Source organism: Pseudomonas germanica (genome assembly GCF_019614655.1).
Lineage (GTDB): Bacteria > Pseudomonadota > Gammaproteobacteria > Pseudomonadales > Pseudomonadaceae > Aquipseudomonas > Aquipseudomonas neuropathica.
In genome coordinates this window covers 3,990,972-4,003,602 of record NZ_CP071586.1, presented here as the reverse complement: position 1 = coordinate 4,003,602, position 12,631 = coordinate 3,990,972, and the positions used below count along the sequence as shown (strand labels likewise).

Below are 12,631 nucleotides of genomic sequence, written 5' to 3'. Positions count from 1 at the left end.
CGTGGGAGATTTCGCCCCTCCTCCTTTCACCCAAGCGCCGATAAAGAATGCATCTGGCTAGACCGACGATAGGAACAAGCCTGCGCCTCTGGGTGAGCCCTTCAAGTGCTCAAACCTTATCCCGGAGGAAATCCTGTGGTAATGCCAGTCGCTCTATCAAATCCGATCGTTGGCGTGGATGTCGCCAAAAATGAACTGGTGATTTATCAGGCCGATAGCGATCTGCTTGAAGCGATTCCCAACACCAAAACATCCATTAAGCAGTGGCTGAAGGCCTTGCTCGGCCCCGTGTCTATTGCCATTGAGGCTACAAACATCTACCACTTGGAATTCGCTGATTTGGCCTATGCGGCCGGTTGCACGATTTACATGGTGGGCGGCTATGAACTCAAACATTACCGCGAAGGCGTGAAGATCCGCGCCAAAACCGACGCCTTGGACGCCAAGTTGCTGGCCCGTTACCTGAAGAACGAAGCCGAGGAGTTGCGCCCCTGGACCCCGCCATCACCGCTGTACCGCCAGCTCCTGAGCCTTTTCCGCCGCCGCGCGGCTTTGGTCCAGGCAAGGGTCGGCCTGGTGCAGAGCTGGTCGAATGAGCCGCTATTGAAGGCAGCTTTTGCTGAACAAATAAAATCCATGCAGCGGCTTGAAACGATGATCGAAAAGACGATCAACGATCAGCTCAAACAAGCCGGTTTGCTCGGCCAATTGAAGCGTTGCCTGAAAGTTGAGGGCATTGGATTTCTGACCGGAGCGCGCCTGCTCACGGCGTTTCAGCGGGGGGAATTTAGCAACGCGGATGCGTTTATCGCCTTCCTGGGCATGGATTTAAGGGTATCGAAATCAGGGCAAAAGGACGGTCGCCGCAGCTTGACCAAGCGCGGAGACCCCGAGGCCCGCCGACTTTTGCACAACGCTGCGATGTCGGCTAGCCGTACGAAAGCCTGGAAAGGGTTTTACGAGGCCCAAAGAGCACGGGGTTTCAGCACCACGCAGGCGTTGGTGATGCTGGCTCGCAAACTTGCTCGGGTGGTATTCGCCTTGCTGAAAGGGCAAAGCGAATACCAGACAAAAGTCAGTTGAGGGCTTCCCCTCAACCATAGAATCTCCCACAGTGGATTGTGTTGAGCCCAAATGCTGTGGTCAGCAAATAACCCTGTGGGAGCGAGCCTGCTCCGGGCGGCGTTCCGACGAAGGCGTCAGCGCAATCACCACAAAGTTGCCAGATTCACTTCAGGGCCACATCCAACGGCATCCGCGCCATATGCGTCGCCTTCAACGAGCCAAAATATAACCACGGCCCATACTCACGCACCGTGGTAATCGGCGAGTAATTGCCACTGCTGGCATCCTGCAAATTGGCAATCACCTTGCCCTCCAGATCCAGCCCCAGGACAAACCCGCGCTTCTCCACCGGCTTAGGCAAAACCGCCAACGCCCGCACGATCATCTTGCGCACGAGCGGATGCCCGGCGGTATCGTCGAGCAGAGCATTGCGCGGCGCATACAACGCCACCCAGAACCGATTACTGCCATTGAACGCCAGGTTGTCCGGCAGCCCCGGCAAGTTATCGATAAACAGGTCGTGAGTGCCGGCTTTCGGCCCGGTCAGCCAATAGCGGCTGATGCGATAGGCGCCGGTTTCGTTGACCAGCACATAGGCGTCATCCGGGCCGAGGGTCACGCCGTTGGCGAACTCCAGCTTGTCTAGCAGGACACTGGTTTTGCCGCTCTGGAAGTCATAGCGCAGCAGGCGTCCATCGCCGCCGTGCTCGATGATTGCTTCGCCGTCATGGCCGTAGCCCCAGCGGCTGGAGGCATCGCTGAAATAGGCGTAGTGCCCGGACTTGTCGATGGCGACGTCATCGGTGAACCCGAACGCCAGACCATTGGCCGCCGTGGTCAAAGGCACCAACTGACCCTGCGCATCAAGAGACAGCAAACCCTTGACCGCGTCGGCAATCACCAGCATGCCGTTCGGATGCCGGGCCAGGCCCAGCGGGCGGCCACCGGTGTCGGCGAGTACTTTGCGTTGCTGGCCGTCGAGGCTGGTGCGGATCAGTCGGCCGTCGTGCAGCCCGGTGATCAGGAAGTCACTTTCCAGCAGCAAGGCTTCCGGCCCTTCGATGTCGCTCGGCCCGACCTGCGCTGCGCCTTTGAGTTTCTGGTTCTCGGCGTAGAGACCTTCTGTCAGCGATGGTGCTGGCGGCGGCGTCCAGGCCACGGGTTCGACCTTGGTGGGCATCAACAATAAAAAGCCGATGACGATGAGGACCAGCAACAACAGCAGATGTCTCAGCTTCACGCGCTGGCCCTCGCCGAGGCCAGGTAGCGGGCGGCCATGTCGCGCAGCGCCAGCATCGATGCGGCGGATTCGCGCTCGATGCGCCGTTTGAGCAGCAAGCGATTGGCGATGCGCATGCCCAGTCCGTCGAAGCGATAATCCAGCGTGCGCACAAAACGCGTGCCGCTGCCCTCGGGGCTGCATTCATAGGTCAGCAGCAGCGACAAACCATGATCGCCCTGCGCCCGCGCGCACCAGCGCCGGCCGGGCAGGTATTCGGTGACTTCCCAGCGCAAATGGCCCGCGCGCCCGCCGGCATGAATGTCCTCTTCGAAGCGCGCGCCGGCATGCAACGGGCCTTGCGCACCGTCGATTTTCAGCGACGAGGGGTGCCACTCCGGCCAGCGACTGACACTGGCGGCATAGGCCAGCACGGCGATGGGTTCACCAGCGATATCGATCGGGTGTTGCAGGTGGGTCATGGGCATTTTCGAATCGCTCAAAGGGGTGATTTCCGGCTCCCGGTAAAGGGTGCCGAACAGGTAGTCCATCAACGGCAAAACGATGTTGAAATTGCGCTCCTGCATGCGCTCGCGGCGGTGATGCAGCTCGTGCAAGTGGCGCATCTGGCGGATCCACGGCAGGCGGGTCAGCGGGTTGTGTGGCGGCAGGTGTTCGCAGGCGTGGAATATCTCGTAAGTCAGATAACCGAGGACCATGCAGCCGCCAAACAACCCGGCCACGTTGGCGTTTACCTGTGCGATCAGCCACCACAACGGCAGGGTGATCAGCAGTGTGTGCAGCACGATCAGCCACGCGGGGAACAGAATCACTCGCCAGTCGCGGGCGCTGTCGTAGGTCATGTGGCCGGGGGTGAAGAAACTGTGATGATCGCCGGCATGCCGGGCGTAGAACATTTTCGCGAAGGTCTTTTTGTGGTGGCCGAGATGACGATGGACCATGTACACGGCGAAATTGAAAAACAGCAGGGTTAACGGCACCGTCAGCCATTCCAGCAGGCTGACCTGCTGCACGCTGCTCCAGAAACCACCAACGGCCAACACACCGAACAGCAGCACGAAGGCGCCGTGCAGCCACGGGTTGTACAGCGGATGAATGGCCGCACGATAGCGGCTGCGAAATGCCTCGGTGGTCTGCCTCACTGCATCACCTGCGGGATTGTTGTTATACCCGGCAGATTAGCCGATCCGGCCGTATGTGCAGGCCGGACCTCAATGGCACATGCGCCATGATCGGCTGTGAAGCCGCCGCTTCAGCTCAGCGGGTTCCAGCGTTGCGACCAGTCATCATCGGTGCGGATCACTTCGCGCAGCAGATGGAAGGCTTGCTGCAGCGTCGCCGAATCGCGATCACGTGAGTAGACGAGGTAAGTCGGATAGCCGAACTCCGGGGCTTTGGTCACCGCTTCCAGGGCGCCGCTTTCCAGATACGTGCGGACCACGCGGGTGCGGAAGTAGCCGCTGCCGCCATGTTCGAGAATGTATTGCAGGGCCAACGGGCCGAGGTTGAAACTCAGCGCCGCTTTGGCTTTTTCCGGCAGGGCGGCGTCATGCTGGCGGCGGAAGTCCGGGCCCCAATCGATGTAGACGTAGGGATCGGGACGATCGGGGGCGCGCACCAGAATCAGTTTTTCTTCCAGCACTTGCTCGACCTGCAAACCCGGCCAGTATTCCGGCTGATAGACCAGCGCGGCGTCGAGCACACCGAGTTCGAGCTGGCGCAGCAGGTTTTCGCCGTCGCGAATTTCCATGCGCAGGGCATGCCCCGGAATCTTCTCGCGCAGTTCCGCCGCCCAACTGAGCATCAATGGGTTGCACAGGCTGACTTCGCCGCCGATGTGCAGCACGTTGTGATAGCCCTCGGGCAGCGGCAGGTCGCGGCGCGCGGCTTCCCAGGTTTGCACCAGTTGATTGGCGTAGACCACAAAAGCCTCGCCATTGGGCGTCAGTTTCGCCCCGGCGCGGTTGCGCACGAACAGCGTGCTGCCCAGCTGGCTTTCGAGTTTCTGCACGCGAGCGGTGATCGCCGTTTGCGTGACGAACAGCTTCTGCGCGGCAGCGGCGAGACTGCCGTGACGGACGATTTCCAGAAAGGTGCGAGCGAGATCGATGTCCATGGGCGGGCCGGTGTTTGAGGTGACGGGCATTGTAAAGGCAAAAGCCCCTCATCGGATCGCCGCCCGCCTAACCCTCTCCCGGAGGGAGAGGGGACTGACCGAGGTGTCTTGCGTCATGCATCGACCTGAAAGATCGAGGCGATTATGGATTCAGAGCAAGACCCTCAGGTCGGTGTAAATCTTCAATATCCCCGGCTCGGTTCCCTCTTCTTTGGGAGAGGGGACTGACCGAGGTGTCTGGTGTCATATATCGACCTGAAAGATCGCGTCGATTATGGATTCAGTAGAGATCGTTCATGTCGGCGAACCTCTACAGCATCCCCCAATCAGTTCCCTCTCCCTTGGGAGAGGGCTAGGGTGAGGGGAAAGCAGTCACCGCCAAAATCAACTGGCCAACTCGGTCAACCGCACCCGCGCCCAATCTTCAATCAACCGCGCCGGCGTGCCACACACCTTGCGCTTGAAGACAAAGTTTCGGCACTTCTCGGCAAACTGATTACGGTTGTACAGCATGTCTTCCTGCATCTCCTGCAACTCGGTTTCACGGCACTGCTGGATCAACACCTGATCAACCCGCACCTTGCGCTCGCGTACCGCCGCGTAAGTCGGATCGCTCACCACGCTGTTGGCCCGTTGCAGCAACCACAGGTCAAACTCGTCCGGGCAGCGCGGGCCGATTTCCTGAACCATGCCCAGTTGCCACGCCTGCACCGCGCTTACCGGCAGGCAAGCCTGGGTCAATTGCTCGGCCATTGCCGGGCCGACGGCGCGGGGCAGGCTGTAGGTCCAGTATTCGGAGCCGTACAAGCCCATGCTCTTGTAATGCGGATTGAGCACGATATCGGCGCGGGCAAAGACGATGTCGGCCGCCAGTGCGAGCATCACGCCACCGGCGCCGGCGTTGCCAGTAACGCCACTGACCACCAGTTGCCGGGCCGTCAGCAGTTCTGCGCAGACATCGTCGATTGCCTGAATATTCGCCCAGGCTTCGGCGCCAGGATCCTGCGCGGCCTGAATCACGTTCAAATGCACGCCGTTGGAAAAACTGCCGCGCCCCCCCTTGATCAACAACACCTGGGTATCACGGGATTTGGCCCAGCGCAGCGCGGCGACCATGCGCTGGCACTGCTCGGTGCTCATGGCGCCGTTGTAGAACTCGAAGGTCAGCTCACCGACGATGCCGGATTCCCGGTAGCGGATCGGTTGATAGGCTTCGTTACTGAACGGATGCGTGGCGATCGACCAGTCCAGCACAGGCACCTCGGCCAGTTGCCCGGCCAGCACGTGCCGCGCCGGTTGCTTGAAGGTCTCTTCGCCAGGTTGCGGTTTGCGCCGTAGCGCGCCGATCCACAGGCTTTGATCACCGGCGGCGACCAGCACCGCATCGTCATGCACCGCGAGAATCTCGCCGGGCACGCCGCTGCGCGAATCCAGGTGCGCGTCGTAGACGTAATACTGACCGCCAGCGAGGCTCGCCAACACGCCGGGCTGGCCGTCGGCAGCATCGATGCAGCGTTTGATGAAGCGTGCGCAATCGTGCCAGCTGAAGCTGCGGTCGACCTGCTTCATGTTCGGCTGCAAGCGTCCGCGTACTTTCGTATCGGCATAGTCGAGGACAACCGGTTCAAACCCTTCGATGAATTTCTCCACCACTTCGCGAATACAACGAATCGCCGCATCACTGACCTGGCCGTTGTACAGCTCGGATTTGCGCAGGCCCGCCGGCAGGTTGAATTCGCAGGTGGCCCACACCGGGCCGGCGTCCATTTCTTCGACCGCTTGTAGCGCAGTGACGCCCCAGCTCGGCAACTCGTTGGTAATCGCCCAATCGAGGGCACTCGCGCCGCGATCGCCGACGATGCCCGGATGAATGATCACCACCGGCCGTTCGGTGTTGCTCCACAGCGCCTGCGGCACGCGGTCCTTGAGGAACGGGCAGATCACTAGATCGGCGCCGCTGTGTTCGATCTGTTCGCATACGGCTTGTTCATCGGTAAACAGCACGACGCTGGGCGAGTGCCCGGCCTCGCGCAGTTCCAGCCAGGCGCGTTGGGTCAGGCCGTTGAAGGCCGACGACAGCAGAATGATGTTGAGTGATCGCATGATTGCTCTTCCTTGAGTGGATTCGGCCGTGGGCTCTCGCTGAGCCGTCCCTGGCCTTCGATTGAGCCGCGAGATTAATCAGTGACCACCCACGCGCCAGTGATCGAGGTCAACGTTCTGTCAGCCAATGTTTCTGCGGCGACCAAGCGCCTTATGCTCAATGGTTTGCTTGTGCTGATTTTTTATTACTTCAAATGTCTTCGAGGCTATTGCACAGTCGCGCCTGATCAGAGCCGGACGATCCCGGCAGAACGATGGTTTTTCGCAGCGGGTGGGACCCGTTTTAGGGAGCAAGGCATGGGTGGGCACAACCCGCATTACCAGATCATCGGGCAGATGTTCCAAAAGGACTATCGCTGGCTGTGCGCTGCCGTTGGCCGCACGCTCGGTTGTCCGCACAGTGCGCAAGACATTGCATCGGAAACCTTTCTGCGGGTGTTGGCGCTGCCGGATCCCACAGCCATTCGCGAGCCACGCGCGCTATTGACCACCATCGCCCGGCGGCTGGTTTACGAAGGCTGGCGGCGCCAGGACCTTGAGCGCGCCTATCTGGAAAGCCTGGCGCTGGCGCCCGAGCCGGTGCACCCGTCTCCGGAAGAACGGGCGCTGGTGATCGAAGCGCTGCTGGCGGTCGATCGCTTGCTCAATGGGCTGTCGGCCAAGGCCAAAGCAGCGTTTCTCTACCACCAGCTCGACGGTTTGACTTACAGCGAGATCGGCGAGCGCCTCGGGGTGTCCACCAGTCGCGTGCAGCAATACATGGTCGAAGCGTTCAAGCGCTGCTATCAGGCGATGCAAGCATGAGGCCGGACGAGGCAGTGATCGACGAGGCGGCACAATGGCTGGCGTTGTTGCAGTCGGGCGAGGCGGGCACGGCTGAGCGCGCCGCGTTCGAGGCCTGGCGGGGCGCCGATCCACGCCATCAGCAAGTCATCGAGCAAATGGGCGGCGGCCTGAATTTGCTGCGCAACCCGAGCCTGCGCAGCGTGCCGCGCGGCAGTTTGTTGCACAGCCTCAATGCACCGTCGAGTCGTCGACGCTTTATCAGCGGCAGTTTGAGTGTGCTGGGTATTGCGCTGTTGGCCGGGTTGCTAGGGCGGCGTTACGGCTGGCTGCCGGAGGCGGGGGAGTTGTCGACCGGGACCGGCGAGCGACGTGACTTCACCCTCGCGGACGGCAGTGCGCTGACGCTCAATGCGCGCAGTCGTGTGGTGCCTTTGTTTGACAGTCAACAACGGTTGCTCGCATTGCGCAGCGGTGAGTTGCTGGTCGATGTAGCGAAAGAGCCGACGCGACCCTTTGTGGTCGAGACCGAGCACGGTCGCATGCGGGCGCTGGGGACGAAGTTTCTCGTTCAGTACAGCGAGGAGGCGACGCGATTGGTGATGCTTCATTCACAGGTCGAGGTGGTCACTACCGGTGGCGCGCGGCAAGTGGTGCAGGCAGGCGAAAGTCTGTTGTTCAACGGCGCCGGACTGTTGTCGCTGGAACGCAGCAACGGTCAGGAAAGTGCCTGGGTGCAGGGTCGCCTGGAAGTTCGCGACCGGCCATTGCACGAGGTTATCGACAGCCTGCGTCGCTACCGTCGCGGCATTTTGCACCTTAGCCCTGAAGTCGCCGATCTGCGCCTTAGCGGTCTCTATCCGCTCGACGACAGTGACCGCACCCTGCAACTGCTGGAACGCTCGCTGCCGATCCGCGTGACCTGGCACAACCCGTACTGGGTCAGCATTGACGCGCGGTTATAAACCCATAACTTCTTGGCCTAATCGCCGCCCTATAAAAAGCGCTGGCCCGCTGCTCATTCCCTGCAGATGCCTTCAACAGGGAAACCCTTCGATGTTCTCAATCAAACAACAATTACCTCGATTGACCCTCGCCGCTGCCTTGGCGATGGGCATCAGTCCATGGGCGGCGGTTGCTCAGGAACCTGCCGCAGCGGTGTTTACTTTCGACATCGCCACTGGGCCACTGGACGAAGTGCTGCTGGACATCTCGCGGCAGAGCGGCGTACCGATTTCCTTCAGTCAGCAACTGGTGCAAGGCAAACGCAGTGCGGCGGTGCGCGGGGCTTTGGGCGGTCGTCAGGCAGTGGAAAAGGCCTTGCTCGGCAGCGGTCTGCAAGTCGAGCAAAGCGCTCAGGGTTTAACGGTTCGCGAAGCCGAAGCGCCGGCGAAAGTCACCGCCGTGGCGCCGGTCACCAGCGCCGATTACCGCATGGAAAAAGTCACCGTCACTGGCTCACGCATCGCCCGCGCGCAGAGCGATGGCGCCACACCGGTCAACGTCATCACCCACGAAGAAATGGAAGCGCGCGGCTACAAAAACGTCTACGACGCCTTGGCGACACAAACGCAAAACACCGGCATGACCCAAGGCGAAGATTACGGCAACACCTGGCAACCGGCGGCCAGCGCACTCAACCTGCGCGGCCTCGGCCCGAACCATACGCTGGTGCTGATCAACGGCCGCCGGGTCGCCGACTACCCGACGCCGTACGACGGCAAGGTCAACTTCACCAACCTGGCGAATATTCCGTCGGCAGTCATCGAACGTATCGAAATTCTCAGCAGCGGCGCCTCGGCGATTTACGGTTCGGACGCGATTGCCGGGGTGGTCAATATCATCCTCAAGGACAAGATCAACGGCGTCGACGTCAACCTCAAGGGCGGCACCAGTGAGCGCGGCGGCGGTGACAACCAGCGCTTGCAGATCAGCGGCGGCGGCAGTTGGGGGGATTTTGACGGCTTGTTCGGTCTGGAGCTGACTAACCGCGATCCGATCTGGGCCGATGACCGTGGCTTTATGCAAAACGGCCCGCTGGCGGACGTCGGTTACCGCCGCGACCTGAGCAACAGTCGTTATCTGGGACCGGGTTGCGGTGCTTATCAGGGCACCTTCGACAACAAACTGGTCAACAGCGGCGGGCGCTGCCGCACCGACCAGATGTACAACGATTACTGGACCGTGCAGACCCAGAAGGAAAACTACGACGGCTACACCCGTGGCACCTGGCATTTCAGCGACAGCGGCCAGGTCTTCGCCGACTTGATGTACGGCCTCGACCACATCCAGAACAACACGCGCGGGCCGACCTTCACCTCACCGGACTTCATCAACCAGAACAGCGGCAATCTGGAGCGCTGGTATCGCCGTTTCGGTGAGGAAGAAATTGGCGGGCGCACCAGCAACAACAGCAAGTGGCGCGATACCTCGTGGACCGGCACCCTCGGCGTCTCGGACAAGATCGCCGAAACCGGTTGGAGCTACGATCTGGCGGCCAATCGTTCGGAATATCGCAGCGTCAGGACCACGCGTTATACGCCACTGTCGTCGATTCAGGATTTCTACCTTGGCCCTCAACTCGGTGTCAGCGGCGGTTACCCGGTGTTTGCTCCGGATGCCTCGCGTCTCGACCGGCCGCTGACACCGCAGGAATGGCAACAGTTTCGCGGCAACCTGACCCAGAGCAGCAAATCGGTGTCGACCAGTTACAACGCCTCGGTCAACGGTGATCTGTTCGATCTGCCGGCCGGGCCCGTGGGATTCGCCGGGGTGCTGGAGGCGGGCAAGCAGGAGTATCGCGTTGACCCGGACGATGGTCTTAACGACGGCACTTTTTACGGCGTGAGCCCACAGCAAAGTTCCGGCGGCTCGCGCAAACGCTATGCGGCGGGCGGCGAGTTCAGCATTCCGGTCACCGACACGATTCTGGCTACCGCCGCCGGGCGCTGGGACCAATACAAATTCAGCGGCCGCACCGAACAACAGAAGACCTACAACCTCGGGCTGGAATGGCGCCCGGTGACCAGCCTGTTGCTGCGCGGCAGTTATGGCACCAGTTTCCGTGCGCCGGACCTGAACTACATCTATCAATCCGACAGCAACGGCTACTATCCGGCGCAGATCGATTACTACGGTTGCAGCCAGGGCGTGGAGGGCGCGTGTGATCGTGGACGGGTCGATTACACCCAGAGCGGCACCGCTAATCTGGAGTCCGAACGTGGCAAATCGTGGACCTACGGGTTCGTCTGGTCACCGTCGCGCAATTTCGATTTCTCCACCGATTTCTGGCGCGTCGAGATCGATGATCTGCTGACCACCGTCGATGAAAACCGCTTGCTGCAACAAGAGAACGAATGCCGCAATGGCACGCAGGACATCAACTCGGCCAATTGCCAATCGACCCTGGCGCGCATCGATCGCAACGCTGGCAATGCCGCGGTCGATCCCAACCAGTTGCAGCGCGTTCGGGTCAATGCGATCAACGCCGCCAGCGAGCGGGTCAGTGGTCTGGACTTCAAGAGCAATATCCGCTGGGGTGCCGGGCAGTACGGCGCGTTCAGTTCGGCGCTGGGCTATACCCTGTTGCTGTCGCACTACTACAAGGAATCGGAAGAGGCGCCAACGCAAGACTGGCGCACTTCACGCACCAACTACGACTGGCGCAGCAAGGTCAACGCCAGCCTGACCTGGGATTACCAGAAAGCCACGGCGACACTGATGGGCATTCGTTACGGCTCGGTCACTAACGGCGCGGGTGACGGACGTCTGTCGCCGTGGACGGTGTTCAACGCCAGTGCGCGTTACAAACTCAATGACCGGGCGAGTGTCGGGCTGACCGTGAACAACGTGCTCAATCAGATCAAACACGATGACTCGGCGGGTTGGCCGTATTACCCGACCGGCAACTATGACCCGTACGGACGGCAGTGGTGGCTGGATGTGAGTTATCACTTCGGCGGATGATGGCAGGCATTTCGCGTTTTACGTCCTACGGAAAACGGCGGGTTTTGCGGCAAACAGGGGATATTTCCGACGACCTTTTCAGGTTGGTCGTCGGAAGCGCGATCTATAGCATCGGACCTGACATTGAAGTCGCTGAGCGGCTTGAACGCTCAGGCTCCCAGATCAAGGATCTATTATGCGTACCCCACACATCGAACATGAAACCCCTGTTTATTCCCTGCGCAACTTCTGGATCGACGATCGCGCCAGATGCCCCATGGAGGATGTCGCGATGCCCACATCAAAAGCACCCCGGCTGACGGTGCTGAAGAAGGCCGAGGGAAAACCTGTCGATTTGCTCGTGCACGGCCAGGACCTCGGTGATGATGCCATGCTGATTGTCCGCCTTACCGACGAGGGCTTTGAGCTGAGCGACGTCGTCAACATGCTTTCAACTTCCGAAATGTACCTGCGCGAAGACATGGTCAAACGCATCACCGGCAAATCTGTCAGAACCGTGCAGCGGCTGTTGAAGGAAGGCAAACCGGTACGGCTTGACTCGCAACAGAGTGTCGTCGCCTACCAATATGCGCTGGTGCTGGAGATGGCCACTCGGGCGTTCGGGGGGCTGCCACAGGCGGAAATATGGATGCAGAAGTCGACCCCTTACCTTAACGGCTACGTGCCGTTGGAATTGACCCGTCATCCACTGGGCTTCCAGATGGTCGAGCAATACTTGTGTCGGGTCCTGTACGGGGGTTACCCATGAATCCCTTGCCCTGGGAAGGACATTGGTATGGCTGGCGCCTGGATCAGGAGGCCTACGGAGACACGTGGGACAGCGGGATGGGTCCAAAACTGAAGGGCGGTCGATGGAATGCGCCTGGCCGGCGAGTCGTCTATGCATCTGTCGACCCGTCCTCGGCCATTCTGGAGGTGGCAGCCAATAACAGTTTTGATGCACTGGACAGAGAGCCTTATGTGCTGACGTGCTTTGAGGTCATCGGCGATGCACGGGTCAAAGTCGTTCAGCCCGAAGAGGTGCCGAATCCGTACTGGTTGAGTCCCGCGTGGCCGTCGCCCAATCAACAGCGGTTTGCCGACGCATTACTGGATGAACATCCGTTTGTCCTGATTCCCTCGGCGGCAACTCGCCACTCGTGGAATCTGCTGGTGAGCTGCGACCTCGCAGAGGGGCAGTTCAAAATGGTCTCTCAAGAACGTTTTGGTCTGGATACACGGTTGCTGAGGGACATGGCATCGGCTTGATATCGAGGCATGGCTTTTTTTTGCATAACCTCAGCACCCAACAGTCTAAATCGCCCTCTATAAATCCTTATTCGTCATCGCACATCCCTGCATAAACCAAAACGCAGGGA

At 60.3% G+C, this 12,631-nt stretch carries 10 protein-coding genes; 6 read left to right on the top strand and 4 right to left on the bottom strand.

Annotation, left to right across the window (positions count from 1 at the left end; genetic code table 11):
• Positions 1–141 precede the first annotated feature (141 nt).
• On the top strand, positions 142–1,083 hold the full coding sequence (locus J0G10_RS17645; RefSeq protein WP_220558825.1) for an IS110 family transposase: 942 nt from the start codon (positions 142–144) through the stop codon (positions 1,081–1,083).
• A 145-nt stretch (positions 1,084–1,228) separates the two neighbouring features.
• Here J0G10_RS17645 and J0G10_RS17640 read toward each other — a convergent pair whose 3' ends face one another.
• The 4 genes from J0G10_RS17640 to J0G10_RS17625 form a co-directional block, all read right to left on the bottom strand.
• Entirely contained in the window at positions 1,229–2,305 is a 1,077-nt protein-coding gene (locus tag J0G10_RS17640; protein WP_095047848.1) for an SMP-30/gluconolactonase/LRE family protein, read from the bottom strand.
• Positions 2,302–3,447 (bottom strand): sterol desaturase/SRPBCC family protein, encoded by a 1,146-nt coding sequence (locus J0G10_RS17635; protein WP_095047847.1) that lies wholly within the window; start codon positions 3,445–3,447, stop codon positions 2,302–2,304. The genes J0G10_RS17640 and J0G10_RS17635 overlap by 4 nt, the downstream gene beginning before the upstream one ends.
• A 110-nt stretch (positions 3,448–3,557) precedes the next feature.
• Positions 3,558–4,421 (bottom strand): LysR family transcriptional regulator, encoded by an 864-nt coding sequence (locus tag J0G10_RS17630; protein WP_007912548.1) that lies wholly within the window; start codon positions 4,419–4,421, stop codon positions 3,558–3,560.
• Positions 4,422–4,805: 384 nt separating this feature from the next.
• On the bottom strand, positions 4,806–6,524 hold the full coding sequence (locus J0G10_RS17625; RefSeq protein WP_220556359.1) for a hydrogenase maturation protein: 1,719 nt from the start codon (positions 6,522–6,524) through the stop codon (positions 4,806–4,808).
• A gap of 297 nt (positions 6,525–6,821) precedes the next feature.
• Between J0G10_RS17625 and J0G10_RS17620 the strand changes: the two genes are divergently transcribed.
• From J0G10_RS17620 to J0G10_RS17600, 5 genes are all read left to right on the top strand, one after another.
• Complete coding sequence (locus J0G10_RS17620; RefSeq protein WP_064120628.1) at positions 6,822–7,328, top strand: sigma-70 family RNA polymerase sigma factor; 507 nt, start codon at positions 6,822–6,824, stop codon at positions 7,326–7,328.
• A complete protein-coding gene (locus J0G10_RS17615; protein WP_116254857.1) occupies positions 7,325–8,272 on the top strand; it encodes a FecR domain-containing protein in 948 nt (315 codons plus the stop codon). The genes J0G10_RS17620 and J0G10_RS17615 overlap by 4 nt, the downstream gene beginning before the upstream one ends.
• A 91-nt stretch (positions 8,273–8,363) precedes the next feature.
• Complete coding sequence (locus J0G10_RS17610; RefSeq protein WP_220556358.1) at positions 8,364–11,273, top strand: TonB-dependent receptor; 2,910 nt, start codon at positions 8,364–8,366, stop codon at positions 11,271–11,273.
• 271 nt (positions 11,274–11,544) lie between these two features.
• A complete protein-coding gene (locus tag J0G10_RS17605) occupies positions 11,545–12,021 on the top strand; it encodes an antitoxin Xre/MbcA/ParS toxin-binding domain-containing protein (protein WP_175555704.1) in 477 nt (158 codons plus the stop codon).
• Positions 12,018–12,521, top strand: a complete 504-nt coding sequence (locus J0G10_RS17600) for an RES family NAD+ phosphorylase (RefSeq protein ID WP_095047842.1) — start codon at positions 12,018–12,020, stop codon at positions 12,519–12,521. Before J0G10_RS17605 ends, J0G10_RS17600 begins: the two co-directional genes overlap by 4 nt.
• Positions 12,522–12,631: the final 110 nt, after the last annotated feature.